This is a genomic window from Citrobacter sp. wls708, from assembly GCF_005281255.1.
Classification (GTDB): Bacteria; Pseudomonadota; Gammaproteobacteria; order Enterobacterales; family Enterobacteriaceae; genus Citrobacter; species Citrobacter werkmanii.
In genome coordinates, this window is sequence record NZ_SZXE01000023.1 from 106,297 (window position 1) to 132,793 (window position 26,497).

General features: G+C 54.3%; 29 protein-coding genes. 9 read left to right on the top strand and 20 right to left on the bottom strand.

What is annotated here, in order from left to right; translation table 11 throughout:
• Window positions 1-10 precede the first annotated feature (10 nt).
• A complete protein-coding gene (locus FDW97_RS16080) occupies window positions 11-1,297 on the top strand; it encodes a TRAP transporter large permease (RefSeq protein WP_137351313.1) in 1,287 nt (428 codons plus the stop codon).
• Window positions 1,298-1,388: 91 nt separating this feature from the next.
• Here the strand turns inward: FDW97_RS16080 and ridA are convergent, their stop codons facing one another.
• From ridA to pyrL, 5 genes are all read right to left on the bottom strand, one after another.
• Window positions 1,389-1,775: a 2-iminobutanoate/2-iminopropanoate deaminase gene (gene ridA / locus FDW97_RS16085; RefSeq protein ID WP_000047544.1), complete on the bottom strand. Its 387-nt coding sequence runs from the start codon at window positions 1,773-1,775 to the stop codon at window positions 1,389-1,391.
• A gap of 76 nt (window positions 1,776-1,851) precedes the next feature.
• On the bottom strand, window positions 1,852-2,313 hold the full coding sequence (pyrI, locus tag FDW97_RS16090; RefSeq protein ID WP_069324772.1) for an aspartate carbamoyltransferase regulatory subunit: 462 nt from the start codon (window positions 2,311-2,313) through the stop codon (window positions 1,852-1,854).
• A 13-nt stretch (window positions 2,314-2,326) separates the two neighbouring features.
• The gene (gene pyrB / locus FDW97_RS16095) at window positions 2,327-3,262 is read right to left on the bottom strand and encodes an aspartate carbamoyltransferase (RefSeq protein WP_038636743.1); all 936 of its coding nucleotides are present in this window, start codon (window positions 3,260-3,262) and stop codon (window positions 2,327-2,329) included.
• Window positions 3,263-3,264: 2 nt separating this feature from the next.
• Window positions 3,265-3,318 (bottom strand): pyrBI operon leader peptide, encoded by a 54-nt coding sequence (locus tag FDW97_RS23810; protein ID WP_106875647.1) that lies wholly within the window; start codon window positions 3,316-3,318, stop codon window positions 3,265-3,267.
• Complete coding sequence (gene pyrL, locus FDW97_RS16105) at window positions 3,299-3,400, bottom strand: pyr operon leader peptide (protein ID WP_003025819.1); 102 nt, start codon at window positions 3,398-3,400, stop codon at window positions 3,299-3,301. Before pyrL ends, FDW97_RS23810 begins: the two co-directional genes overlap by 20 nt.
• On the opposite strand from pyrL, the gene FDW97_RS16110 reads away from it, so the two are divergent.
• Entirely contained in the window at window positions 3,380-3,502 is a 123-nt protein-coding gene (locus tag FDW97_RS16110) for a hypothetical protein (protein WP_087857458.1), read from the top strand. The two genes, pyrL and FDW97_RS16110, sit on opposite strands and share 21 nt — an antisense overlap.
• On the opposite strand, the gene FDW97_RS16115 is transcribed toward FDW97_RS16110, so the two are convergent.
• The 5 genes from FDW97_RS16115 to arcA form a co-directional block, all read right to left on the bottom strand.
• Entirely contained in the window at window positions 3,499-3,978 is a 480-nt protein-coding gene (locus tag FDW97_RS16115; protein ID WP_137351314.1) for an arginine repressor, read from the bottom strand. The two genes, FDW97_RS16110 and FDW97_RS16115, sit on opposite strands and share 4 nt — an antisense overlap.
• Window positions 3,979-4,122: 144 nt before the next feature.
• Window positions 4,123-5,526, bottom strand: coding sequence for a YfcC family protein (locus FDW97_RS16120; RefSeq protein ID WP_038636748.1), 1,404 nt, complete (start codon window positions 5,524-5,526; stop codon window positions 4,123-4,125).
• A 55-nt stretch (window positions 5,527-5,581) separates the two neighbouring features.
• Window positions 5,582-6,586, bottom strand: coding sequence for an ornithine carbamoyltransferase (gene argF, locus FDW97_RS16125; protein WP_085048409.1), 1,005 nt, complete (start codon window positions 6,584-6,586; stop codon window positions 5,582-5,584).
• A 56-nt stretch (window positions 6,587-6,642) separates the two neighbouring features.
• Complete coding sequence (gene arcC / locus FDW97_RS16130; RefSeq protein ID WP_038636753.1) at window positions 6,643-7,575, bottom strand: carbamate kinase; 933 nt, start codon at window positions 7,573-7,575, stop codon at window positions 6,643-6,645.
• 9 nt (window positions 7,576-7,584) lie between these two features.
• Window positions 7,585-8,805, bottom strand: coding sequence for an arginine deiminase (gene arcA, locus FDW97_RS16135; RefSeq protein ID WP_038636756.1), 1,221 nt, complete (start codon window positions 8,803-8,805; stop codon window positions 7,585-7,587).
• Between the two features lie 672 nt (window positions 8,806-9,477).
• Here arcA and FDW97_RS16140 point away from each other — a divergent pair.
• Window positions 9,478-9,930, top strand: a complete 453-nt coding sequence (locus FDW97_RS16140) for a YhcH/YjgK/YiaL family protein (RefSeq protein ID WP_121529891.1) — start codon at window positions 9,478-9,480, stop codon at window positions 9,928-9,930.
• Window positions 9,931-10,038: 108 nt separating this feature from the next.
• Here the strand turns inward: FDW97_RS16140 and argF (FDW97_RS16145) are convergent, their stop codons facing one another.
• Both argF (FDW97_RS16145) and FDW97_RS23815 read right to left on the bottom strand, forming a co-directional pair.
• Window positions 10,039-11,043, bottom strand: coding sequence for an ornithine carbamoyltransferase (gene argF / locus FDW97_RS16145; protein ID WP_069324775.1), 1,005 nt, complete (start codon window positions 11,041-11,043; stop codon window positions 10,039-10,041).
• Window positions 11,013-11,108, bottom strand: a complete 96-nt coding sequence (locus tag FDW97_RS23815) for a hypothetical protein (protein WP_371414783.1) — start codon at window positions 11,106-11,108, stop codon at window positions 11,013-11,015. Before FDW97_RS23815 ends, argF (FDW97_RS16145) begins: the two co-directional genes overlap by 31 nt.
• Before the next feature lie 98 nt (window positions 11,109-11,206).
• Here FDW97_RS23815 and rraB point away from each other — a divergent pair, with 98 nt between their 5' ends.
• From rraB to FDW97_RS16160, 3 genes are all read left to right on the top strand, one after another.
• Window positions 11,207-11,632 carry a ribonuclease E inhibitor RraB gene (gene rraB, locus FDW97_RS16150; RefSeq protein ID WP_005134179.1) on the top strand — a complete coding sequence of 142 codons (426 nt, stop codon included), beginning with the start codon at window positions 11,207-11,209 and terminating at the stop codon, window positions 11,630-11,632.
• Window positions 11,633-11,683: 51 nt separating this feature from the next.
• On the top strand, window positions 11,684-12,442 hold the full coding sequence (miaE, locus tag FDW97_RS16155; RefSeq protein WP_137351315.1) for a tRNA isopentenyl-2-thiomethyl-A-37 hydroxylase MiaE: 759 nt from the start codon (window positions 11,684-11,686) through the stop codon (window positions 12,440-12,442).
• A 167-nt stretch (window positions 12,443-12,609) separates the two neighbouring features.
• Window positions 12,610-13,440: a hypothetical protein gene (locus FDW97_RS16160; protein WP_038636769.1), complete on the top strand. Its 831-nt coding sequence runs from the start codon at window positions 12,610-12,612 to the stop codon at window positions 13,438-13,440.
• Window positions 13,441-13,466: 26 nt separating this feature from the next.
• Here the strand turns inward: FDW97_RS16160 and FDW97_RS16165 are convergent, their stop codons facing one another.
• From FDW97_RS16165 to pepA, 4 genes are all read right to left on the bottom strand, one after another.
• Window positions 13,467-13,970 carry a GNAT family N-acetyltransferase gene (locus FDW97_RS16165; protein ID WP_038636772.1) on the bottom strand — a complete coding sequence of 168 codons (504 nt, stop codon included), beginning with the start codon at window positions 13,968-13,970 and terminating at the stop codon, window positions 13,467-13,469.
• A 220-nt stretch (window positions 13,971-14,190) separates the two neighbouring features.
• Window positions 14,191-17,046: a valine--tRNA ligase gene (locus FDW97_RS16170; RefSeq protein WP_085048405.1), complete on the bottom strand. Its 2,856-nt coding sequence runs from the start codon at window positions 17,044-17,046 to the stop codon at window positions 14,191-14,193.
• Entirely contained in the window at window positions 17,046-17,489 is a 444-nt protein-coding gene (holC, locus tag FDW97_RS16175) for a DNA polymerase III subunit chi (protein WP_038636780.1), read from the bottom strand. Before holC ends, FDW97_RS16170 begins: the two co-directional genes overlap by 1 nt.
• Window positions 17,490-17,633: 144 nt before the next feature.
• Window positions 17,634-19,145 (bottom strand): leucyl aminopeptidase, encoded by a 1,512-nt coding sequence (gene pepA / locus FDW97_RS16180; RefSeq protein ID WP_038636783.1) that lies wholly within the window; start codon window positions 19,143-19,145, stop codon window positions 17,634-17,636.
• A gap of 153 nt (window positions 19,146-19,298) precedes the next feature.
• Here pepA and FDW97_RS23525 point away from each other — a divergent pair, with 153 nt between their 5' ends.
• The 3 genes from FDW97_RS23525 (at window position 19,299) to lptG (ending at window position 21,594) form a co-directional block, all read left to right on the top strand.
• Entirely contained in the window at window positions 19,299-19,349 is a 51-nt protein-coding gene (locus FDW97_RS23525) for a hypothetical protein (protein ID WP_212723231.1), read from the top strand.
• 62 nt (window positions 19,350-19,411) lie between these two features.
• Window positions 19,412-20,512 carry an LPS export ABC transporter permease LptF gene (lptF, locus tag FDW97_RS16185; RefSeq protein ID WP_038636786.1) on the top strand — a complete coding sequence of 367 codons (1,101 nt, stop codon included), beginning with the start codon at window positions 19,412-19,414 and terminating at the stop codon, window positions 20,510-20,512.
• A complete protein-coding gene (gene lptG / locus FDW97_RS16190) occupies window positions 20,512-21,594 on the top strand; it encodes an LPS export ABC transporter permease LptG (protein ID WP_038636788.1) in 1,083 nt (360 codons plus the stop codon). Before lptF ends, lptG begins: the two co-directional genes overlap by 1 nt.
• Before the next feature lie 39 nt (window positions 21,595-21,633).
• Here lptG and FDW97_RS16195 read toward each other — a convergent pair whose 3' ends face one another.
• The 4 genes from FDW97_RS16195 to idnO all read right to left on the bottom strand — a co-directional run bounded on the left by FDW97_RS16195 (window position 21,634) and on the right by idnO (window position 26,490).
• Window positions 21,634-23,136, bottom strand: coding sequence for a helicase HerA-like C-terminal domain-containing protein (locus FDW97_RS16195; RefSeq protein ID WP_137351316.1), 1,503 nt, complete (start codon window positions 23,134-23,136; stop codon window positions 21,634-21,636).
• Between the two features lie 79 nt (window positions 23,137-23,215).
• Window positions 23,216-24,214, bottom strand: coding sequence for a LacI family DNA-binding transcriptional regulator (locus tag FDW97_RS16200; RefSeq protein ID WP_087857452.1), 999 nt, complete (start codon window positions 24,212-24,214; stop codon window positions 23,216-23,218).
• 52 nt (window positions 24,215-24,266) lie between these two features.
• Complete coding sequence (gene idnT, locus FDW97_RS16205) at window positions 24,267-25,586, bottom strand: gnt-II system L-idonate transporter (protein ID WP_137351317.1); 1,320 nt, start codon at window positions 25,584-25,586, stop codon at window positions 24,267-24,269.
• 139 nt (window positions 25,587-25,725) lie between these two features.
• Window positions 25,726-26,490 (bottom strand): gluconate 5-dehydrogenase, encoded by a 765-nt coding sequence (gene idnO, locus FDW97_RS16210; protein WP_038636797.1) that lies wholly within the window; start codon window positions 26,488-26,490, stop codon window positions 25,726-25,728.
• Between the last annotated feature and the right edge of the window lie 7 nt (window positions 26,491-26,497).

A 26,497-nucleotide genomic window follows, 5' to 3' on the forward strand; every position in this document is an offset into this window, starting at 1 on the left:
AGGAAAGCAGATGGATGCATTTATTCTCGTCTTTACGCTTGGCATTATGCTGGCGATTGGGGTACCGGTAGCGTACGCGGTTGGCATTAGCGCCATCATTGGAGCCTGGTATATTGATATTCCGCTGGAAGCCGTGATGATCCAACTGACCAGCGGAGTAAACAAGTTTTCGCTGCTGGCGATCCCATTCTTTATTCTGGCCGGGGCAATCATGGCGGAAGGGGGGATCGCGCGCCGACTGGTGAATTTTGCCTATATTTTCGTTGGCTTTATCCGCGGCGGGCTGTCGCTGGTAAATATCGTCGCCTCGACCTTTTTTGGCGCAATTTCAGGATCGTCGGTGGCCGATACCGCTTCTATCGGTTCAGTGATGATCCCGGAGATGGACAAGAAAGGCTACCCGCGCGACTTTGCCGCTGCGGTAACCGCCAGCGGCTCGGTGCAGGCGATCCTCACGCCGCCCAGCCATAACTCGGTTATCTACTCGCTGGCAACGGGCGGGACGGTGTCGATTGCCGCGCTGTTCATCGCCGGGATCCTGCCGGGCCTGTTGCTGAGCTTTAGCCTGATGGTGATGTGCGTGGCTTTTGCCCATAAACGCGGTTATCCAAAAGGGGAGCGCGTACCGTTTCGCCAGGCGCTGAAGATTTTCGTCGATACGCTGTGGGGATTAATGACGGTGGTGATCATCATGGGCGGGATCCTGTCAGGTATCTTTACCGCAACGGAATCCGCGGCGATTGCCTGTCTTTGGGCCTTCTTTGTCACCATGTTTATCTATCGTGACTATAAATGGTCTGAACTGCCGAAGCTGATGTTCCGCACGGTGAAGACGGTCACTATCGTGATGATCCTGATAGGCTTTGCCGCCGCGTTTGGGGCCGTCATGACCTATATGCAGTTGCCGATGCGGATTACCGAAGCCTTCACCAGCATCTCGGATAACAAATATGTCATCCTGATGTGCATTAACATCATGCTGCTGCTGATCGGTACGCTGATGGACATGGCGCCGCTGATCCTGATCCTGACGCCGGTGTTACTACCGGTGACTAACGCGCTCGGTATTGATCCGGTCCATTTTGGCATGATCATGCTGGTGAACTTAGGGATCGGCCTGATTACGCCGCCGGTGGGGTCGGTGCTGTTTGTGGCCAGTGCGGTGAGTAAGCAGAAAATCGAGCAGGTGGTGAAGGCGATGCTGCCATTCTACGTCGTGCTGTTCCTGGTGCTGATGCTGGTGACATACATTCCGGCGATTTCGCTATTCCTGCCGAAACTGTTTGGCGTGATGTGATAAATGCCCGGTGGCGCTCGCGCTTACCGGGCCTACAAACTACGCTTGCATAGGCCGGATTACGCGAAGCCGCCATCCGGCACAAGGTGGTTTAGCGACGAACGGCGATCGCTTCAATCTCGATTTTCACGTCTTTCGGCAGACGAGCAACTTCCACGCAAGAACGCGCCGGGAAGGTCGCGTTGTGCTCGGTGAAGAACGCTTCGTAGGTGGCGTTGACGGTAGCGAAATCGTTCAGGTCTTTCACGAAGACGGTCGTTTTAACGATGTCGCCCACTTTCAGACCTGCTGCTTCAACGATAGCTTTTACGTTTTCCAGCGACTGACGCGCCTGAGCGGACACGTCTTCCGCTACGGCGCCGGTTTTCGGATCGACCGGGATCTGACCGGAAGTGATTACCATGCTACCCAGGTCAACACCCTGTACGTATGGGCCGATTGCTGCTGGTGCATTTTCCGTCGCGATAGTCTTGCTCATGATTTCTCCTGAATTACAGCGGTAATAGAATGTTCCCGCTCATTATAGGGAGCAGGGATCTCATAACCAACCCCAATTAGTTGGCCAGCACCACATAATGCGAAAACTCTTTTTCACAGTATTTGCATTTGAGTGCGATGTCATCAGCACGCTTTTTCACTGCAAAACTGGAAGAAACCGGCTCAGCATGACTGATGCAGTTGCTGTTCGGGCACACCAGCACGTTGTCGATGCGCTCTGGCAGACTCGGACGTGATTTACCCACAACATCGTAATTATCAATGCGGTTCACCGTTGCCTGCGGCGCATACAGAGAGAGCTGGTTGACCTGCTCGTCGGTCAGGAAGGTATTTTCAATTTTAATCAGGTCCTTACGACCCATCTCACCGGACGGCAGATTCAGACCGATGGTGATTCGCTGGTCGGTTTCTGTCAGCTTGAACAGCGTCAGCAATTTAAAACCAACCTGTGCGGGAATATGGTCAATCACGGTGCCACGTTTGATGGCTTCAACCTGCAGTTTGTTATCGTGTGTCATCTCTTTTTCTCCCTTACAGTGCCAGTTCGCTATTCAGTACCAGTGCCAGTAACGCCTGGCGGGCGAAGATGCCGTTGCCAGCCTGCTGGAAATACCAGGCGTGCGGCGTCTTATCGACGTCGGTGGTGATTTCATCAATACGCGGCAGCGGATGTAGTACCTTCATATTGGCTCTGGCGCCGTTCAGGTCGCTGGCGCGCAGGACAAACTGTGCTTTCACGTTGGCGTATTCGGATGGGTCCAGACGCTCTTTTTGTACGCGGGTCATGTAGAGGATATCGACTTCCGCCATCACCTCTTCGATAGTGCCATGCAGGCTCCAGGCGATGCCCTTTTCAGTCAGCATATCCAGAATGTACTGCGGCATGGCCAGCGCATCCGGGGCGATGAAGTAGAAGCGGTTGCCTTCAAACTTCGCCAGCGCCTGGGTTAAGGAGTGGACGGTGCGGCCATATTTCAGATCACCCACCATGGCGATTTGCAGATTGTCCAGGCGGCCCTGTGTCTCCTGAATGGTAAACAGATCCAGCAGCGTTTGGGTTGGATGCTGGTTAGAGCCGTCGCCCGCGTTAAGAACCGGGACGTTACCAGAGAATTCTGTTGCCAGACGCGCGGCGCCTTCCTGCGGATGACGCATGACGATGGCGTCGACATAGGTGCTGATGACGGAAATGGTGTCAGCCAGCGTTTCGCCTTTTTTGCCCAGAGACGTGTTGCTGCTGTCAGAGAAACCTACCACGCTGGCGCCCAGACGGTGCATAGAAGTTTCAAAGGATAGACGGGTGCGGGTGGACGCCTCAAAGAAGCAACTGGCGATGACCTTATGCTTTAACAGTTCCGGTTGTGGGTTCGCTTTTAATTTCGCCGCCGTTGCGAGGACCAGATTGAGGTCATCGCGGCTGAGGTCGTTTATGGAAATGATGTGTTTTTGATAGAGCGGGTTAGCCATGTTTATCTCCTGACGCCTGGGCAAAAAAAAAGCCCCTCAATTGAGGGGCTCGGAATGGGTGATCAACGGAAAGAAAAACGGCAGGCCAGCGTCCTTTTTCAGACGCGGTAAGACAAAATGTCGTACACACTGAACCATACATCCTCCCGGCAAATTGTCCGCGATTATACTCAGCTACGTTATGGGATCAAGCGAAAAATGCACGATTTATTCATCGCAAACGGTTCTTCTGAATTTTAATTCATTTTAAAGAGATAATTAATCTGCTTGTGAACCAGGCCCGTTCGCTGCACGACGCGCGGCGCGACCCAGACGATACTGCTGCCGGCAATGACGCCCAGAATTTCCGGCAAGGCGTGATAATCGAGGATTCTGGCAACCGCGCGACCATATCCTGCAGCGGTGTGAATGAGGATAAACTCGCCATTGTGTTCTATGCTGACCACCATTTCAGCGATCGATCGCGCCGCATCAGGAGCGGGTCGTGACTGAGGATTGACAGAATAAATTTTTTGCCCTTTTGTATTTCTTATTTTTATGGCCCCAAGCAACTTCAGCAAACGAGACACCGTCGACTGACTAATACTGGTAAAGCCGTGGCTTTGCAGATCGCGGCGCAGCGCTTCCTGGGACAGGTAGCTTTTTTCGCTAATCAAGCGCTGACACATCGCCAGCTGTTTTTGCTCTTTGGCAGAGTAATCATCGAATTCCTTCATAAAATCACCTTATATTTCTTATCTGTATCAATGCGATGGCGAAATTCACCACATTTGCAGTATCAATAACGGCTCAAACGGGCGGTTGTGCAGAAAAACGAGAGAACGATCAAAAAAGCCGTCGGATACCGACGGCTAAAAGAGCTACAGCATCGCGCCGATACTCAGGACGACCATGTTCAGTAACGTCAAAATAAGCAGTAACGGAGCGACCCATTTCAGGTAACGCACATAGGGAACGCGCGCGATGGCCAGCCCCCCCATCACAACCGCAGAGGTGGGCGTAATCAGATTCACAATGCCGGAAGCGGATTGATACGCGGTGACGACCAGATCCCTCTGTACATGCGCGAAGTCGGCCAGCGGGGCCATAATGGGCATGGTGAGGACCGCCAGCCCAGAGGACGATGGGACCAGGAAGGAGAGCAACACTTCCAGCCAATAGGTCACATTGATGAAAATGGTGGTGGAAAGGCCGGAGACTATATTTTCGGCGCTGTGCAGAATGGTGTGAGTGATCATGCCGTTATCCATCACCACGACGATGCCGCGCGCAATACCGATAATCAGCGCCACGCCAAGCAGATCCCGCGCACCGTCAATGAACGTACTGGTAAATGCCTCTTCACTCATGCGGGCGATTACGCCGACGATAATCGCAGCAGCCAGAAAGACTGCGGATATTTCTGCCATCCACCATCCGAGTACCGCCACCCCATAGATCATTACCGCAAAGGCGGCGGCGAAAATCAGCAGGATCCATTTCCGCGTTGCCGTGAATTCCAGATTGGTATTGGCGCGACTACCGAGAAAATGGGCGCGGTTTTCCTCCATTTTATCCGCCACGATAGACAGCTCAGGATGGCTGCGAACTTTCCGGGCATAGCGCATGACCCACACCACGCAGATCACATAGCCGACGACCAGCAGCAGAATGCGCATCAGCATTCCCTGGGTGAAGGGGATCCCGGCCGCGTTGGCAGCGATAACCGTTGCGAACGGGTTAATGGTCGAACCGAGTGTGCCAATCCCTGCGCCGAGCAGAACGGTCGCAGCAGCGACCAGTGGATCAAAGCGGGCCGCCATCATTACCGGGACGAGCAGCGTGTAAAAAGGTAGCGACTCTTCCGCCATCCCGTAAATCGTACCGCCGGCGGCGAAAAGTCCCATCAGGATGGGGATCATCCACTCTTCTTTGCCGTTAAGCCTGACCGTTACGCGTTCGATACCGGCGTCGATGGCGCCCGTTTTATTTACCACGCCGAGAAAACCGCCGATGATCAGGACAAACAGCGCCACATCAATGGCGCCGGCGGTGTAGGTCTCGTGATTATAAAGACCGTCAATTGGCGCCAGCAGTACAGCGGTAATACCTTGTGGATGCGCCTCTGTGGGGGCATAAGTCCCGGCAACCGGCACTTCTTTACCCAGGGTCGCATTCATCGCCATCTGGTATTTCCCTGCCGGGACAATCCAGGTCATAACAGCGACGAGTGCAATAAGAATAAACAGGATGGTATACGCGCTGGGAAATTTGAATTTGCCCATGATGTTCTCCGGATAGCTCGGGCATATGCCGTCAGGCGACATATGCCCGCAGGGGTTAGTCGCCGAGTGTCGCTACCATGACCGCTTTGATGGTATGCATCCGGTTTTCTGCTTCGTCGAAGACGATGGAGTGTGCTGACTCGAACACCTCTTCCGTGACCTCAAGCCCTTTCAGGCCGTAAGCCGCTTCGATTTCACGCCCAACTTTGGTGTGTTCGTTATGGAAGGCGGGCAGACAGTGCATAAATTTCACATTGGGGTTGCCGGTTGCGTTGATGACTCGCTGGTTAATCTGGTAAGGCGTCATCAGGCTTACGCGTTCTGCCCATGCCTCTTTGGGTTCGCCCATGGAGACCCAGACATCGGTATAGAGGAAATCCACGTCGTAAACGCCTTCCTCAACGTCCTCCGTGAGCGTAATGCGCGCGCCTGTCACGCTGGCGATTTCACGGCATTCGGCAACCAGCGTCTCATCCGGCCAGAAGGATTTAGGGGCGACGAGGCGGATGTCCATCCCCATTTTCGCCGCGCCAACCATCAGCGAATTACCCATGTTATTGCGGGCGTCACCGAGGTAGGCGAAGCTCAGTTCAGGTAAGGTTTTGCCCGGCGCGTGTTCCAGCATGGTCATCAGATCCGCAAGGATCTGCGTAGGGTGAAATTCGTTGGTCAGTCCGTTCCATACCGGAACACCGGCGAACTGCCCCAGTTCTTCGACGATCTCCTGGCCATATCCGCGATATTCGATGCCGTCGTACATGCGGCCTAACACGCGGGCGGTATCTTTCATCGATTCTTTGTGACCAATCTGTGAGCCGCTTGGGCCGAGATAGGTCACCTGCGCGCCCTGATCAAAAGCGCCAACCTCAAAGGCGCAGCGGGTGCGGGTTGAGGTTTTTTCGAAGATGAGCGCGATATTTTTACCGACCAGCGTCTGTCTTTCGCGTCCGGCCTTTTTCGCCGTTTTTAATTCGATAGCCAGATCGATCAGGTACTGGATCTCTGCCGGGGTGTAGTCGAGCAGTTTAAGAAAATTGCGATTTTTTAAGTTAACAGTCATCAGAATGTCCTTATGTAGGCCGGATAAGGCGCAGTCGCCCATCCGGCAAAAATGGGTCACGCGTCGTAAGCAATGGTTTCGGGCCGAATCAATGTGCCTTTCTCTCCCGAGAGAATGGCCGGGCCGTCGGCCAGGGAGCCGATGCCTGCTATCCCCTGGCATTGAGAGACAAAATTCGCGCAGGCGGTAACTTTCGGCCCCATAGAACCGGCGTCGAACTGCATCTCGCCGAGTATTTCGGGGGTGACCTGAGCCAGAGGGCGCTGGGTGGGTTTGCCCCAGTCGAGGTACACCGCGTCGGCATCGGTCAGGATGAGCAACGCATCAGCATGAAGCTGGCTGGCGAGCAGGGCAGCGGAGAGATCTTTGTCGATCACGGCTTCAATGCCGTGGTAGCCATCGGCTTTTTCCACGACCGGCACACCGCCGCCGCCATTGCAGATGACCAGATGATCGCGGGCGATCAACGCCTGGATCGCGTCACTTTCAACAATACGTTTGGGCTGCGGAGAGGGCACAACGCGACGGAACGCTTTACCATCGGCTTTGAAAACCCAGCCTTTTTCCACCTGTAATGCACTGGCCTGGGTTTGGTCGTAAATGGGCCCGATATATTTGGTGGGATTGCTGAAGGCTGGATCGTGGGCATCGACTTCAACCTGCGTCAGCAGGACGCTAATTTCTCGCTGTGGAAGCTGGTTTTTCAGCGCCTGTTGCAACATATAGCCAATCATTCCCTGACTTTCCGCGCCGAGAATATCGAGCGGATAGGGGGTGACGCTGGCGTAAGCGCTGTTTTGTAACGCCAGCAGTCCAACCTGTGGGCCATTGCCGTGTACCAGAATCACACGCCACTGTTGCGTAAGCCGGGCGATGGTTTTTGCCGCCAGCTCAATATTCTTACGTTGGATGTCTGCTTCCAGCGGCTCGCCGCGTTTGAGCAGCGCGTTGCCGCCCAGAGCCACAACCAGGGTTGGTTTATTTTCCATGACGTCTCCTTAAATACCGTCGCGTTCCAGCGGGCAGCTCATGCAGCGCGCGCCGCCGCGTCCGCGTCCAAGTTCGTCGCCAGGAATGGGTAAAACGGTGATGCCGGCTTTGTCGTATTTCTCGTTGGTCCAGATATTGCGCTCGTATCCCACAACAACGCCGGGGCGTAGCGTCAGGACGTTGTTGGCGTCATTCCACTGTTCACGTTCGGCTTCGAAGGCGTCACCGCCGGTAGTAATCAGGCGAATTTGATCGAGCCCCAGCGCTTTTTCCAGGGCATGGACCAGCGTACTTTCCTGCGTCCGTTTCAGGCCGCCGCGCCCGTCTGGCGTCAGAGTCCAGCACTGCACGTCCGGGCGCACCACTTCCGGGTAGACAGAGAAGGTATCGATATCGATGTGGGTCATCACGGTGTCGAGATGCATACAGGAACGATGCTTAGGCAGTTCGACCGCGATGACGCGCTCTGCCTGGCGATGCTTGAAGAGTGACTGGGCAAGGAACTCGATTCCCTGTGGCGTGGTGCGCTCAGACATGCCAATAAGTACCGCACCGCGACCAATGACCAGCACATCTCCACCTTCTAATGTGGCGTGGTCGTAATTAATATTTTCATCACCGAAATATTTAATAAATTCACCATCGGCGAATTGCGGGTGCCAACGGTAAATCGCCCGCAGATTATTAGTTTCTCGTTGCCGGGCAGTTTTAGCCATCGGATTAATCGACACGCCGTTATATATCCAGCAGGAGGTGTCGCGGGTAAATAAATGGTTGGGCAATGGCTTCATAATAAAATCATTAATATCATGAGTATCCACCACCATATTTTTTATAGAGGCAGGGATTTCGCCATAGGTCAGCCCGCCGCTTAAATGCCGTGCCAGTTCCCGGTGCTGCATGTCCGCAAGCCAGGCGCGGACATCGGCGGCGAAAGTGGGTCCAAGGCGATAATCAGAAATTTGCGTATCCAGCAGCCAGCTTTTAGCGTCGGGAATATCCAGGGTTTGTGTTAATAAATCAGTGAGTAACAGAACCTCAATTCCCTCCTGGCGCAGCGTGTTGGCGAAAATGTCGTGCTCTTCACCTGCACGTTCTACCGAAAGCACATCATCAAAAAGCAGCTCCTGACAATTGGATGGCGTCAGCCTTTTTAAGCTGAGATTAGGGCGATGCAGCATCACGCTACGTAATTGACCGATTTCAGAACCGACATAATGCTTTTCCATCATTATTCCTTTAATACGATTTTAAAAAATAAAGAGGAGATGGCTGCAAATGCAATTTATTGCAGTCATGATTTTTCAGCTGATTTCAGAATCTATAGTTAGATCTTATTTGATACGGAAACGTGATTTGTTTCACAGTCGGTTCGATATTTGAATTTGCTTTCCTAATATATGAGATGGCTCTGAGATTTTAAAAAATAATAAATTCAATAACTGAATTGCTACGCATGAATATGTCTTGTTATTTATCTATGTTAATTTTATGTACATTTTTAAAAATATATGCATTTAATAATGAATTGATTTTTATGTGTTTTTTATTATGAGGTGAATGTTTATGCGGTTCTGTGATTCTATTATTTGTACGGGACAGTTTATTGCCAAATAAATATGGTGGCGAACAAAGCGAGTGGGGGAGGTGTGAATTGTGATCGACGGCTGGGTTTTATCATAACACTTTCAAAACCAGCAAGTTACCAGCAAAGAGAAAAATGAGAGGGTAAGAGTTATGCAGTGTTTATGCATAACCTGATGCGTTAGGTTAACAACTATCTAACATCATCAGCGATAAACATGCGTTGCCGCAAAATATCGGTAATTAGGAGTGGTATGGCAGGCCGTTTTTTCGTATAACAACAAAAATGAAACGATGTTTTAATTAAGGGGTTTGAGATGATTGTCGGCAATATTCACAACCTGGGTGCCTGGCTGCCGGAAGAGCTGCGTCAGGCGATTGAGCACATTAAAACGCATGTTACGGATGCGACGGAAAAGGGTAAGCATGATATCGATGGCGATCGCCTGTTTTATCTGATTGCCGAAGATATGACGGAGCCGTTTGCACAGCGCCGTGCCGAGTATCATGCCCGCTATCTGGATATTCAGATCCTGCTCAAAGGGCAGGAAGGCATGACCTTCAGTACGCAGCCTGCGGGCGCGCCGGAAACTGACTGGCTGGCGGATAAAGACATTGCCTTCCTGCCGGAAGGGGCACAGGAGAAAACGGTAGTTCTGAACGAAGGTGACTTTGTGGTGTTCTATCCGGGGGAAGTGCATAAACCGCTGTGCGCAGTCGGCGCTCCGGCGCTGGTACGCAAAGCGGTGGTGAAATTGCTGGTGGAGTAAGCGTGTTTGCCGGAGGGCGGCTTCGCCTTGCCCGGCCTACGGTAGCGCGGTTGTAGGCCGGATAAGATGCTGAACATCGCCATCCGGCAAATCAATCACGCAACACTATCATTTGGAAAGCGTCGCCACCATTACCGCTTTAATGGTGTGCATCCGGTTTTCCGCCTGATCAAATACGATGCTGGCGGGTGACTCAAAGACGTCGTCGGTCACTTCCATCCCGCCGTGCAAACCGTACTGTTGCGCCATTTGTTTGCCAAGCGTGGTTTGATCGTCATGGAACGCGGGCAGGCAGTGCAGAAATTTAACCTGCGGATTGCCGGTGAGCGCCATCATCGCGCTGTTTACCTGATATTTGCGCAGCAGCGCAATACGCTCGGCCCACTTCTCTTTCGCTTCGCCCATTGACACCCATACGTCGGTGTAGATGAAGTCCGCACCTTTTACGCCCGTGGCGACATCTTCCGTCAGCGTAATATTGCCACCGTTTTTCTGTGCCAGCGCTTTGCATTCTGCCACCAGGCTCTCATCCGGCCAGCAGGCCTGCGGTGCAACCAGACGCAGATCTAACCCAGTTAACGCGGCGGCTTCCAGCATCGAATTGCCCATATTGTTACGGGCATCGCCGGTGTAGACCAACGCCATCTCATTAAATGCTTTACCCGGCAGGTGTTCCTGCATAGTTAACAGATCCGCCAGTAACTGGGTGGGATGAAACTCGTTAGTTAATCCATTCCATACCGGCACCCCGGCATATTCCGCCAGCGTTTCCACCACTTCCTGACCGTGACCCCGATACTGAATACCGTCGTACATGCGGCCGAGTACGCGGGCGGTATCTTTAATCGACTCTTTATGCCCAATCTGGCTGCCGCTTGGCCCGAGATACGTTACGCGAGCGCCCTGATCGTATGCGGCAACTTCGAAAGAGCAACGAGTACGAGTCGAGTCTTTTTCGAAGATGAGCGCGATATTTTTACCGGTGAGTTGAGCGACCTCGGTGCCGTTTTTCTTATCTGCCTTGAGCTGCGCGGCGAGCTTGAGCAGTGACGTGAGTTCAGCAGAGGTGAAATCAAGCAGTTTCAAAAAGTGCTTCTGATAAAACGTAGACATGGTTTCCTCACATGGCTTAAGCCATTTATTGAATTAAAATTCAATTTATATGGATGTTTATTCATTTGCAACCTTGTTTAACAAATCTTTCCTGGAAAGGTGGAGGCAATGACAGCGGTATGTGACAATAAGAGTATCGGCAGGACATTATGAGGAACGAGCCATGGCAAACCCGGAACTACTGGAAGAGCAGCGTGAAGAAACACGCTTGATTATTGAAGAGTTACTCGAAGATGGCAGCGATCCAGACGCGCTGTACACTATCGAGCATCACCTTTCCGCGGACGACTTTGAAACCCTGGAAAAAGCGGCAGTAGAAGCCTTCAAGCTGGGTTATGAAGTGACCGAGCCGGAAGAGCTTGAAGTCGAAGAAGGCGACACGGTTATTTGTTGTGACATCCTCAGCGAATGCGCCCTGAATGCCGAGCTGATTGACGCTCAGGTTGAGCAACTGATGAACCTGGCTGAAAAATTTGAAGTGGAATACGACGGTTGGGGCACCTATTTTGAAGACCCGAACGGCGAAGAAGGCGAAGATGGCGACGATGAAGACTTCGTCGACGAAGATGATGACGGCGTGCGTCACTAAGTCATCTGCTGACCTGCGGTAGCCCAGGCTGCCGCAGGCCAAGGACAACGTATGGATTACCCGCAAATACTCTCCCCGATCCACAACTTCCTGCAATGTAAAACGCCTCAGGCCTGGCTTGATAAAGCGCGAGACCCGGCGAATCTGCCGCTGTTACTGACCGATCACCTCGTCTGCGAACTGAAAGCGGCGCAAACGGCAATGCTGCTGGTGCGTAAGTATGCCGCGGATAAACAGGGATCGCAGGCGCTGCTGGACTGGCTAAAACCCTATGAAGCCTTTGCTTTCAGGGAAGGGGATGAGCCGGATTTTATCGCACTGAATAAACAGATAAGCAAAAGCGTTATGCCGCAAACCGACGACCCGTGGGGACGAAAGCTTATCGACAGCATGGTGTTGCTGATCAAAGAAGAGCTGCATCACTTCTCGCAGGTACGCGAGGCGATGACGATCCGCAATATCCCTTACATCAAAATGACCGCCAGTCGTTACGCCAAAGGTATGCTCAAAGAGGTTCGCACCCACGAGCCGCTGACGCTGATCGACAAGCTGATTTGCGGGGCGTATATCGAAGCCCGTTCCTGTGAACGGTTTGCCGCGCTGGCGCCGTATCTGGAGGCGGATTTGCAGGCGTTTTACCTGTCGCTGCTGCGATCCGAGGCTCGGCACTATCAGGATTATCTGGCGCTGGCGCAGCAGGTTTCTGCTGACGATATCAGCGACCGGGTGCGGTTTTTTGGCGAAGTCGAAGCCGCGTTGATTACCTCTCCTGACGACGAGTTCCGCTTTCACAGCGGCATACCGGCTTGATTCCTTCTGTGACGCGCGCTGTTCAATCATCGCGCGTTTTACCTCTTCTCCATTTCCGCTAGCAAAATCTGGTGGCTGGAAATCGCCCGCCGCTGCCGTAATAATCAAAACACACGAAGGGGGAAATATATCTCCTTACTTGAGATTGTTTTGCATAAGGATGGTTAATGAACTGGGCTCACGTATTGTTAGCAGGCTATATCGGGGTGGTGATTGCCATCGTCGTTGGCATGTTCCGTAAAAAAGGGTGGCTGGGCAAGATCTCTGGCGCGGTGGTCTTTGTGGTGGCGATTATTGCGTGGAATCTGTTTGATGTGCACTACCTGATCCCACGTGAAAACCCGGATTATGGTCTGACCGAAGAGCAGCAGTTTGAAAAGGCGATGCTCTCTAATCCGGCGTTTCAGGTGATTAAGGAACAGGAGCCTGCGCTGACGCAAAAAATAATCAGCCAGGCAGCGCAGATGAAAAAAGCAGGGAGCAGTGAACAGCAGGTTATCGACGCGATACAGCCGCAGATTCTTCAGTTGCAAATGGCACGATTGCAGCAAGCTCCTGATGCCAATGTCATTGAATATATGAAAATTAATCTTGAGCAGATCGCCGCCGTGGCCAAAATAGGTGATGACGAATGCTTCCGCTTCCTGTTTCCGGCGGTAAAAGGAGGGATTAACCCGGCACGTCTTGTTCCGCGCGAGATCATGGATCGTCGTATGGCGAGTGACATGAGCATGATGTACGCCTCTCACGGACCGAAAAAACATACGGTTACGGCAGAGGAAAAGCAACTGGCGCTTCAGGACCTGCAAAGCATCAGCCCTGGCCTGGTACAGCGCTATGGACCGGATATTCAAATCATGGCCGATCCGACTAAAGCTGTCGGCAAAGAGAAGATTGCCTGTGAGATAGTGCAGGATCTCTGGTCACAGGTGTTGAAGCTGCCGACCGCGCGTTCGGCCGGCGTGATTCGTCTGATGCTTTCGGCTGAGATGCAGTAAGGTCAATATGGCCCCTCGGCGTAAGGTCAGAGGGGCTTCAACATCCGCACTTCACAATCCACGTGCCCGGTACAGCCCAGCGCTTCGCTGATGTGCTCAAAGCCTAAATGTTCATACAGGCGAATAGCCTCAGTCAGAAACGCGGTCGTTTCCAGATAGCACTGCTTAAAACCCTGCTCACGGGCGTGATCCAGCGCCATCAACGCCAGCTTTTTCGCCAGCCCCTGGCCGCGTACGCTCGACAGGAAATACATCTTCTGCAGCTCGCAAATGTCCGGCTCGCTACAGCCTAACGGCGCGACGCCGCCGCCGCCCACCACCTGACCATTCTGCTCAACGACCCAATAGGCTGCGCCCGGCTGGCTGTAAACCTGGAACAGTTCATCCAGATTTGGGTCGGCCACGGTATAGCCTTTATCAGCGGTAAGCCCGTATTCGGCGGAAACCTGGCGGATAACGCGGGCGATGGCGGCGTTATCGTCGGCGGTAAGACGACGCAGCGTCGCAAAGACAGGGGTAGTAACACTCATAGCGAACTCATGACAGAAACGTGGAACATATGCAGTTAATAACACTGCGGGGAGGGGAAGTGCAAGCGATGATAATTCAATAAAAAGCCTCTGATGCACACGCTCAGAGGCTTTTTATTCGTCAGTGGTGTCGGATGCGCTACGCTTATCCGACCTACGTTGATGCTGCCCGTTGGCCGGATAAGCGCAGCGCCATCCGGCAAATATACGGGCACGATGATTACAGCGCGGCGATAACCGCCTGCTGCTCAATCAGCTTCGCTTTGGCTTCCGCGTAACCGTCCAGCTTCTCACGCTCTTTGGCGATCACCGCTTCCGGCGCACGAGCGACGAAACCTTCGTTGGAAAGTTTGCCTTCGATACGGGCAATCTCACCTTCGATTTTCGCCACTTCTTTCGCCAGACGCGCCAGCTCATCTTCTTTGTTGATGAGGCCAGCCATCGGGATCAGCAGTTCGGCGCCGTCGATGATTTTGGTCACGGAAACCGGACCTTTGTCATCGGCAGGCAGCACGGTGATGCTTTCCAGACGCGCCAGGTTCAGCAGGAAGCTACGGTTGTCGTTCACACGACGCATCGCGTCAGCGCTGCAACCACGCAGCAGCAGCTCCAGCGGTTTGCCCGGCGCGATGTTCATTTCCGCACGGATATTACGTACGGCGACGATCGCCTGCTTCAGCCATTCGGTATCGGCCAACGCGGCTTCATCAACCTGCGCGGCGTTATATTCCGGGAACGGCTGCAGCATGATGGTGTCGGCGGTAATACCGCAAATGACCTTCACGCGCTGCCAGATAGTTTCAGTGATGAACGGGATGATCGGGTGCGCCAGGCGCAGCAGACCTTCCAGCACGGTGACCAGCGTATTGCGGGTGCCGCGCAGTTCAGACTCGGAACCTCCGGTCATCACCGGTTTGGTCAGCTCCAGATACCAGTCACAGAACTGGTTCCAGGTGAATTCGTACAGAATTCCCGCGGCGATATCGAAGCGGAAGTTATCCAGCGCTTCGCGGTACGCTTTAACGGTCTGGTTGAATTCAGCCAGGATCCAGCGGTCTGCCAGCGACAGGGTCATTTCGCCGCCGTTGAAGCCGCAATCATTTCCTTCAGTGTTCATCAGCACAAAGCGGCTGGCGTTCCACAGCTTGTTACAGAAGTTACGGTAACCTTCCAGGCGCTTCATATCCCAGTTGATGTCGCGGCCGGTCGAGGCCAGCGCGGCCAGGGTAAAGCGCAGGGCGTCGGTGCCGTGCGGCTCAATGCCGTTCGGGAACTGCTTCTCGGTACGTTTGGCAATCTTCTCAGCCAGCTGCGGCTGCATCATGTTGCCGGTACGTTTTTCCAGCAGTTCCGGCAGGGAGATGCCGTCGACCATATCCAGCGGGTCAATGACGTTACCCTTGGATTTGGACATCTTCTGGCCTTCGTCGTCACGGATCAGACCGGTCATGTAGACGGTATGAAACGGCACCTGCGGCTTGCCGTTTTCATCTTTGATGAAGTGCATGGTCATCATGATCATGCGGGCAATCCAGAAGAAGATGATGTCGAAGCCGGAAACCATCACGCTGGTTGGGTGGAACTGACGCAGCGCGTCGGTGTTTTCCGGCCAGCCGAGGGTGGAGAAAGTCCACAGCGCGGAGGAGAACCAGGTGTCGAGAACGTCTTCGTCCTGACGAAGCGCAACGTCGGCGCCGAGGTTGTTTTCCTGGCGGACTTCGTCTTCGGTACGGCCTACATAAACGTTGCCGTCGTTGTCGTACCATGCCGGGATACGGTGACCCCACCACAGCTGACGAGAGATACACCAGTCCTGAATATCACGCATCCAGGAGAAGTACATGTTTTCGTACTGCTTCGGCACGAACTGAATGCTGCCGTTTTCAACGGCTTCAACCGCTGGTTTCGCCAGCACGTCGGCACGGACGTACCACTGGTCGGTCAGCATCGGTTCGATAACCACGCCGCCACGGTCGCCGTAAGGAACGGTCAGGTCGTGCGGTTTGATCTCTTCCAGCAGGCCCAGGGCGTCAACGGCTGCGACGATGGCCTTACGGGCTGCAAAGCGCTCCAGCTTCTGGAACTCAGCCGGGATCGCATTGGAGTAAACGTCGGACTCTTCGCCTTTGGTGTCGTACACTTCCGCAGTTTCACGGATGTCGCCGTCAAAGGTCAGAATGTTGATCATCGGCAGGCCGTGACGTTTCCCGACTTCGTAGTCATTAAAGTCGTGCGCCGGGGTGATCTTCACGCAGCCGGTGCCTTTTTCCATGTCGGCGTGTTCGTCGCCCACGATCGGAATACGGCGGTCAACCAGCGGCAGGACAACGAATTTACCGATCAGATCTTTGTAGCGCGGATCTTCCGGGTTAACGGCCACGCCGGTATCCCCGAGAATAGTTTCCGGACGAGTGGTAGCGACGACCAGGTAATCTTTACCGTCTGCGGTCTTCACGCCGTCGGCCAGCGGATAGCGGATGTGCCACATTGAGCCTTTGGACTCGCGGTTTTCCACTTCCAGGTCAGAGATGGCGGTGCGCAGTTTCGGGTCCCAGTTCACCAGGCGTTTGCCACGGTAAATCAGGTCTTCTTTGTACAGGCGAACAAAGACTTCTTTCACGGCATTGGAAAGACCTTCGTCCATGGTGAAGCGCTCGCGCTCCCAGTCAACGGAGTTGCCGAGACGGCGCATCTGACGGGTAATGGTGCCGCCAGATTCCGCTTTCCACTGCCAGATTTTGTCGATAAACGCTTCGCGACCGTAGTCGTGACGAGTTTTACCTTCTTCAGCGGCAATCTTACGCTCAACCACCATCTGGGTCGCGATACCCGCGTGGTCGGTACCGGCCTGCCACAGGGTGTTTTTGCCCTGCATGCGCTGGTAGCGGATCATGGTGTCCATGATGGTTTGCTGGAAAGCATGACCCATATGCAAACTGCCGGTGACGTTCGGCGGCGGGATCATGATGCAGAAGGACTCTTTGCTTTCATCGCCGTTAGGTTTGAAATAGCCCTGCTTTTCCCAGTGCTCGTAAAGCGGCTGTTCGATATCTTGTGGGTTATATGTCTTTTCCATTATTTCCAGGTTGCCGTATTCAGGTTAAAACCAGCCACGCGGTATGCTTTGTAGCGATCGCGTGCCGATTGTTTCAAAGAATCTTCGTAAGGGACGAAGTCTATCACTTCTGTGAAAGCGGTGGCAAAATCTGCAAAGCCAACGCGCAAACTGATCAGCAGGTCGCGCGGGCTGCTGTTGCGTTTTTCCGGCCAGGCAATCTCTACCGGCGAGCCGCCTCTGGGACCTTCACCCGCCAGATTATGCGGCACGAAGCTTTCTGCCGGTCTTGCCCACAGGGCCTCATCAAGGCGAAAGGCCTGCTTTTCGTTTTCGCAGGCGATCAGCACACGCTTGCCAGCACGCCAACGTTCTGCGGCAATTTCACACACCAGTTGCTCGACAGCGCTTAAGCCATCAACGGTAGTGTCATTATCCAGAAGATAGAACGTCGCATTCTTCATATATGGGGCTTCTTGTGGTGGATTTAAATACAAGGCCGGGTGACCCGGCCTTTTCGCCTGATGGCGACGCTCGCGCGTCTTATCAGGCTTACAGCTTGCTGCTTTGTAGGCCGGATAAGCGTAGCGCCATCCGGCATTTACACATTACTCGTCGCCGTTAAATCCGGCGCGATTGAGCAGGAACTGCGACAGCAGCGCTACCGGACGACCGGTGGCGCCTTTGGCTTTACCGGAACGCCATGCGGTACCCGCGATGTCCAGGTGCGCCCAGTTATATTTACGGGTAAAGCGCGACAGGAAGCAGCCTGCGGTGATAGCACCGCCAGGACGGCCGCCGATGTTAGCCATATCCGCAAAGTTGGACTCCAGCTGTTCCTGGAATTCATCACCCAACGGCAGACGCCACGCGCGGTCGCCCGCCTGCTCGGAAGCACCGATCAGCTCGTGCGCCAGCGGATTGTGGTTCGACATCAGGCCGGTGATGTGATGGCCCAATGCAATCACGCACGCGCCGGTCAGCGTTGCCACATCAATGACCGCTTCCGGTTCAAAACGCTCGACGTAGGTTAACACGTCGCACAGTACCAGACGGCCTTCAGCATCGGTGTTCAGTACTTCAACGGTTTGACCAGACATGGTCGTCAGCACATCGCCTGGGCGATACGCGCGGCCGCCCGGCATGTTTTCGCAGCCCGCCAGTACGCCGACGACGTTGATTGGCAACTGTAGCTCCGCCACCATGCGCATCACGCCGTAAACCGCTGCCGCGCCGCACATGTCGTATTTCATCTCATCCATACCTTCGGCAGGTTTGATGGAGATACCGCCGGAGTCAAAGGTTAACCCTTTACCCACCAACACGATCGGGCGTACGTCTTCGGATTCGACACCTTTATACTCAATCACCGACATCAGCGATTCATTTTGCGAACCATTGCCGACCGCAAGATAGGAGTGCATGCCCAGCTCTTTCATCTGCTGCTCACCGATGACGCGAGTGACAACATTTTTGCTATAGCTGTCAGCCAACTGACGCGCCTGAGAAGCCAGGTAGGCGGCGTTACAGATATTCGGCGGCATATTGCCGAGATCTTTTGCCGCTTTGATCCCGGCGGCAATCGCCAGGCCGTGCTGAATGGCACGTTCACCGCTGGTCAGTTCGCGGCGGGTCGGTACGTTGAAGACCATTTTACGCAGCGGACGACGTGGTTCGCTTTTGTTAGTCTTCAACTGATCAAAGCTGTACAGCGTTTCCTGGGCCGTCTCAACGGCCTGACGTACTTTCCAGTAGTTATTGCGGCCTTTGACGTGCAGCTCAGTCAGGAAACAGACGGCTTCCATCGAGCCTGTATCATTCAGGGTATTTATAGTTTTCTGAATGACCTGCTTATACTGACGTTCATCAAGCTCACGCTCTTTACCACAACCGATGAGGAGAATTCGCTCAGACAGGACATTAGGAACATGGTGCAGCAACAGGGTTTGACCCGGTTTGCCTTCCAGTTCGCCACGACGCAGCAGTGCGCTGATGTACCCGTCGCTGATCTTGTCGAGCTGTTCTGCAATCGGAGAGAGGCGGCGTGGTTCAAAGACGCCCACAACGATGCAGGCACTCCGCTGTTTCTCCGGGCTACCGCTTTTTACACTGAACTCCATGCACTACGCTCCTGAATCTTAAAGACAACGGCGGTGGCTACGGATAGAATTGCAAGCTTTCGTAACTCATTCCCGCTGTTGCGGTGACTTCGTGTTAATCTTAACGTTATTACGGCATTGGCACGTCAGAACAATTTCTGAGAGGTGGATCCGTTGAGTATAATGATCTTAGCGACGATTTCGACGACTCAAGAGAATAAATGACGTTTAAGCCATGAAACAAGCTAAATTCCGGCAAAAGACGGGTTTTTACGGGCGTATTTAAAGTGATAATCATAAGATATCTGGTTCGGGAAACGCTCAAAAGCCAACTTGCGATCCTTTTCATCCTGCTTTTGATCTTCTTTTGTCAAAAGTTAGTCAGGATCCTGGGTGCGGCGGTTGACGGTGATATCCCGGCGAATCTGGTGCTCTCGCTGCTGGGGCTGGGCGTGCCAGAAATGGCGCAACTTATCTTGCCCTTAAGCCTGTTCCTCGGGCTGCTGATGACGCTGGGCAAACTGTATACCGAAAGTGAAATTACGGTCATGCACGCCTGTGGGCTGAGCAAGGCTGTGCTCGTGAAAGCGGCGATGGTGCTGGCGTTGTTTACCAGTATTATTGCGGCGGTTAACGTGATGTGGGCCGGACCATGGTCCTCCAGGCATCAGGACGAAGTGCTGGCGGAAGCGAAAGCTAACCCCGGCATGGCTGCGCTTGCTCAGGGGCAATTCCAGCAGGCGACTAACGGCGGTTCGGTGCTGTTTATCGAAAGCGTTGACGGCAGCAACTTCAAAGATGTATTCCTCGCGCAAATCCGCCCGAAAGGTAATGCCCGTCCTTCGGTGGTGGTGGCTGATTCCGGACATCTTACCCAGATGCGCGATGGCTCCCAGGTCGTGACGCTGAACCAGGGCACGCGCTTTGAAGGGACTGCGCTGCTGCGTGATTTCCGCATCACTGACTTCCAGGATTATCAGGCGATTATTGGCCATCAGGCTGTGGCGCTGGATCCAAACGATACCGACCAGATGGATATGCGTACGCTGTGGACGACCGACAACGATCGTGCTCGCGCGGAGCTGACCTGGCGTATCACGTTAGTATTCACCGTATTTATGATGGCGCTGATGGTCGTACCGCTGAGCGTGGTGAACCCGCGTCAGGGGCGCGTACTGTCGATGCTGCCCGCCATGCTGCTCTATTTGCTGTTCTTCCTGGTCCAGACATCCCTGAAGTCGAACGGCGGCAAAGGTAAGCTGGATCCGGTGTTCTGGATGTGGACGGTTAACCTGGCGTATCTGGCGCTGGCGATTGTACTTAACCTCTGGGATACGGTGCCTATGCGCCGCTTGCGTGCCCGTTTTATGCGTAAAGGAGCGGTATAATGCAGCCCTTTGGTGTACTTGACCGCTATATCGGTAAAACCATTTTCACCACCATCATGATGACGTTGTTCATGCTGGTGTCGCTCTCCGGGATCATCAAGTTCGTCGACCAGCTGAAAAAAGCCGGGCAGGGGAGCTACGATGCGATGGGCGCCGGGCTGTATACCCTGCTCAGCGCACCAAAAGATATCCAGATTTTCTTCCCGATGGCGGCGCTGCTCGGCGCGTTGTTGGGGCTGGGCATGTTGGCCCAGCGTAGTGAACTGGTGGTAATGCAGGCTTCCGGATTTACCCGTATGCAGGTGGCGCTGTCGGTAATGAAAACCGCGATTCCGCTGGTGCTGTTGACGATGGCCATCGGTGAATGGGTGGCGCCGCAGGGCGAACAGATGGCGCGTAACTACCGTGCCCAGCAGATGTACGGTGGCTCGCTGCTCTCTACGCAGCAGGGTCTGTGGGCGAAAGATGGTGACAGCTTTGTCTACATCGAGCGGGTGAAAGGCGACGCCGAGTTAGGCGGAATTAGTATCTACTCCTTTAATGATAAACGTCGTTTGCAGTCCGTTCGCTATGCCGCGAGCGCGACGTTTGACCCGGAGCAGAAGGTGTGGCGTCTGTCGCAGGTGGATGAATCTAACCTGACCGATCCAAAGCAAATCACTGGTTCGCAGATGGTGAGCGGGACCTGGAAAACCAACCTTACGCCGGACAAGCTCGGCGTCGTCGCGCTGGATCCTGATGCGCTCTCGATTAGCGGTCTGCATAACTACGTGAAGTATCTGAAGTCGAGCGGCCAGGATGCCGGACGTTACCAGCTCAATATGTGGAGCAAAGTCTTCCAGCCGTTGTCAGTGGCGGTCATGATGCTGATGGCGCTGTCGTTTATCTTTGGCCCGCTGCGTAGCGTCCCGATGGGCGTGCGCGTGGTGACAGGGATTAGCTTCGGTTTTGTGTTCTATGTGCTGGACCAAATCTTTGGCCCATTAACGCTGGTGTACGGCATTCCGCCGATTATCGGCGCGTTGCTGCCTAGCGCCAGCTTCTTCCTGATAAGCCTGTGGTTGATGCTGCGTAAGTCGTAATATCCGCCCCTCCCGTAGTGCGGGAGGGGCGTTTCACTGCTAGCGTTTTCTGCCGCCCATCAAACTTCCCAACATGCCGCGAATTATCTGGTTAGTGACCTGTCGCGCCGCGCTTTTCGCCACGCTCTGTACTACGCCATCGCGCTTACCGCCGCGTGGTCCGGTGCTGCCAAACAGAATATCTTTCAACCCCCCGAGAATACCGCCATCCACGTCGATCGCTTTACCGTTGGCGGGAGGCGTATTTTGCTGCTCGGTGCTGGCCTGTACGCCTTGCTGTAAACGCTCATAAGCGGACTCACGGTCGACCTCTTCCTCATATTTTCCGTACAATGAGGAGTGATTAATCAGCCCGTTGCGCTCGTCGTCGGTTACCGGTCCCATGCGCGAGCACGGCGCAATTACCATCCCCCGTTCCACCACTGAGGGGCTACCTTTGGCATCGAGGAAGGAAATTAGCGCTTCGCCGGTACCCAACTCCTGAATGGCTTTTTCGGTATCAAATGCCGGATTGGCGCGCATAGTTTGCGCCGCGGTTTTCACCGCTTTCTGATCTTTTGGCGTGAAGGCGCGCAGGGCATGTTGCACGCGGTTTCCCAACTGCCCGAGTACGTTGTCCGGAATATCGGACGGGTTTTGTGAAACGAACCACACGCCGACCCCTTTCGAGCGGATCAGGCGGATTACCTGTTCAATTTTATCCAGCAATACCTGCGGGGCGTCGTTGAACAACAAATGGGCTTCGTCGAAGAAGAACACCAGTTTTGGCTTCTCCAGATCGCCGGCTTCCGGCAGTTGTTCATACAGTTCGGAGAGCATCCACAGCAGGCTGGCGGCGTACAGTTTGGGCATCTGGTACAGCTTCTCGGCGCTGAGGATGTTGATTACCCCTTTACCGCTGGCGTCAGTGCGCATCCAGTCTTTGATATCCAGCATCGGCTCGCCAAAGAAGTGCGCCGCTCCCTGTTGTTCCAGTGACAGCAGTCCGCGCTGGATAGCGCCCACCGAGGCGCTGCTGATGTTGCCGTACTGGTTCTGGAACGATTTAGCGTTATCGCCGATGTACTGCGTAATGGCCCGCAGATCTTTGAAATCGAGCAGCAACAGACCCTGGTCATCGGCAATACGGAAGATAATATCCAGCACGCCGGACTGCACATCGTTGAGATTCAGCAGACGCGCCAGCAGCAGCGGCCCGAGGTCAGAGACCGTGGCCCGCACCGGGTGGCCTTTTTCGCCGAAGATATCCCACACCGTGACCGGATTCGCATGCGGTTGCCAGTCGGTAATGCCGATGTTTTTCAGGCGGGCGAGCAGCTTTTCAGAGGCTTGTCCTTCCTGCGCTACGCCGGTTAAGTCACCTTTTACGTCGGCCATAAATACCGGCACGCCAATCTCAGACAGCGATTCGGCCAGTTTCTGTAGCGTGACGGTTTTACCGGTCCCGGTCGCGCCGGTAATCAGCCCGTGACGGTTGGCCATGCCTGGGAGTAAAAACAGTTCGGTGTCCGGCGTGCGGGCGATTAGCAGGGGTGCGCTCATTGAGATTTCCTCCATTTATCCTGCCTGGAGTATAGGCAATATGAATGAAAGAAAGTATGAGCAAGGGAGATAAAAAATCTTAAAGCGTGTGGCCGTGATAAATCTGATACCCCAAATCCACGGTGTTGTGGTTATGGTCGTTGTTCTTGATTTTGCTCAGCAACATCTGCGCCGCCATACGGCCAATGTCGAAACGCGGGGTGATCACGCTGGCGAGGCTTGGGATCATCTGCCGCCCCATTTCCAGTCCGTGAAAACCAGCAATCGAGATCTGTTCCGGAACGGCCAGCTCGCGTTCGCGGCACAGCAGCAGCGCGCCCATCGCAATATCGTCGTTGGTGCAAAAGACGCCGTCTAAATCCGGATGTGCGGCGAGCGCGTCCCGCATCATCTGGGTGCCGAGATGAATGGACGAAATAGAACGCGGATTAACGCGCAGCGGCGACAGACACCGCCGCGTCATGGCATCGCAATAACCGCGATAGCGCTGTTCATCGCGGACGTCGTCTTTCGAACCCAGATAGAGGATTTTTCGGCGCGGGCGTTTATCCAGCATGGTGCTGACCATATCAAACGCCGCCTGACGGTTATCAAAGCCCACCTCCATGTCCAGACGGTCACCCTGAATATCCATCAGCTCGACCACCGGAATATTGGCTGAACGCAGAAATTTAACCGTGCGCAGAGTGTGATATTTCTCGGACAGGATAATGCCGTCGATATTGTACGACAGCAGGTTGATCACCGACTCTTCCTCGGATTCCCGGTCATAATTGTAGTTGGCGATCAGCGTCTGATAGTTATGGCCCGAGGTGACCGACTCAATACCGGCCAGAATGTCAGCGAACAGCTGGTTTTGAAACGAGGGGATCAGCACGCCGAGCGTATAGCTTTGCGCATTCAGCAGCATCGCGGGCGCGCGGTTGGGGATGTAATTAATCTCCTCCATAATCTGCGCAATGCGTTCACCGGTTTCCTTTGCGACCTTTTTCGGCGAGCGAATGTAGCGGCTCACCGTCATTTTGGTCACGCCCGCCAGTGTGGCGATATCTTGCAAAGAAATTCTGTGGTTCCTCATTTTCTCTCCCGTGCCGGGGAGCGCTGACCTGTGCTCCCCGGTGATGACCGTCTTAATGCAGGATGGCGTTCAGCGCCAGTACGCCCAGCAGACCCATAATGGAAATCAGCGTCTCCATCACCGTCCAGGTACGCAATGTTTCCCCAACGCTGAGATTAAAATAGCCTTTAAACAGCCAGAATCCCGGATCGTTAACGTGGGAGGCAATCACGCTGCCCGCGCCGGTTGCCAGCACCATCAGCGCCGGGTCGGCGTGAGTAACGTTAATAATCGGCAGCACCACGCCTGCGGTGGTGATCGCCGCCACGGTCGCAGAACCGAGCGCGATACGCAGCAATGCGGCGACCGTCCAGCACATCAGCAGCGGAGAGAGCGACGTGCCGGTCATCAGGTGCGAGATATACTGCCCCACGCCGCTGTCGACCAGTACCTGCTTAAACGCACCGCCGCCGGCGATGATGAACACAATCATCGCGATTGCGCCGATAGAGTCGCCAATGATATCCATTATTTGCTCGATCGTCCGTCCGTTACGTCGACCAAGGGTAAAAATGGCCAGCACGATGGCGATAAACAAGGCGACCGCAGGGTTGCCGATAAACTCAAAGAATACCCGCACGCTGTTGGACTTCGGCAGCGTAATTTCACATACCGCCGCCACCGCCATCAGTATGACCGGGATAACCGCCGCAAAGATACTGTTCCAGAACGACGGCATCTCTTCTTCGGTGAACAGATGCGGGTTGAATAACCCTTCCGGCGGCGCTTTCTCAAAGCGGGTCAGCAGTTTAGAAAACAGCGGCCCGGCGACAATTACCGTCGGGATGGTAATAATAAAGCCGTACAGCAGGGTGGTGCCGAGATTGGCCTCGAAAATGGTGGCAATCGCGGTGGGGCCCGGATGCGGCGGCAGGAAACAGTGGGTTACGGACAGCGCCGCCACCATCGGCACGCCGACATACAGCAGCGGCAGACCGGAAGAGGCCACCACCGTAAATACCAGCGGCAGCAGCAGAACAAAGCCGACTTCGAAGAACATCGCCAGACCGACGACCAGACCGGTGATCACCAACGCCCACTGCACACGTTTCTTACCGAACGTGTCAATCAGCGTGGTGGCGATGCGCTGGGCTGCGCCGGTATCGGAGATCAGCTTGCCGAGCATCGCGCCAAACCCGAGGATCAACGCCAGCCCGCCGAGCGTACCGCCGATCCCATTTTGTATAGAGTGCAGAACGGCCTGGGCATCCATCCCTTCGGCAAAACCGACGACCGCCGCCACCAGGACCAGCGCAATAAAGCCGTTAACTTTAAAGCCAATCATCAGGACCAGAAGCAGCGCGACGCCTGCCGCAATTATTATTAATGGCATAATCGTTTCTCTTATATCCCCGTCATACTTCAAGTTGCAGGACAAAATGCTTTTGGCATTTTGTCCTGCAACTCGAATGATTTCGGGTGGGTGCCAAAATGCAGCGCCTGGGCGCTGCGTGATGTTGCGTTGTGTTGTATCAGACGGCGACCAGCATGCCGCCATCGACGAACAACAGGTGCCCGTTAACAAAATCGGATGCTTTGGAAGAGAGGAATACCGCCGCGCCGATCAGCTCCTGCGGATCACCCCAGCGCGCGGCAGGCGTACGTTTACACAGCCAGGAGGTAAAGGCTTCATCCTCGACCAACGCTTTGGTCATTTCAGTTTTGAAGTAGCCCGGCGCGATACCGTTGACCTGGATATTGTGGCGCGCCAGCTCAACGCACATCCCACGGGTGAGCATTTTTACCGCACCTTTGGAGGCGGCGTACGGCGTAATGGTGTCGCGGCCCAGTTCGCTCTGCATCGAGCAGATGTTGATGACCTTCCCGGCCTGGCGTTCCACCATCCGGCGAGTGACCGCCTGCGAGACCAGGAACACCGCCGTCTGGTTAACGGCAATCACATCGTTCCAGTCCTGTTCCGGGAACTCGGTAAAGGGATGGCGGCGCTGGATACCGGCGTTATTCACCAGCACATCAATTTGGCCAATGTCTTTTTCGATATGCTCGATGGCGGCATCAATGTCCTGTTTCTGCGTAACATTGAATGGCGCGGCAACGGCGCGGATCCCTTCCTGCTGCAGTTTGGCGACGGCTGCCTCCGCGCGCTCTGGCGTAATATCATTGACGATAATCTGCGCGCCATATTTACCCAGTCCGGTTGCCAGTAAATAACCAATACCCTGAGCCGAACCGGTGATCAGAATGTTTTTGCCGTCCAGTGAAAAAAGATCGTTCATCATGTTA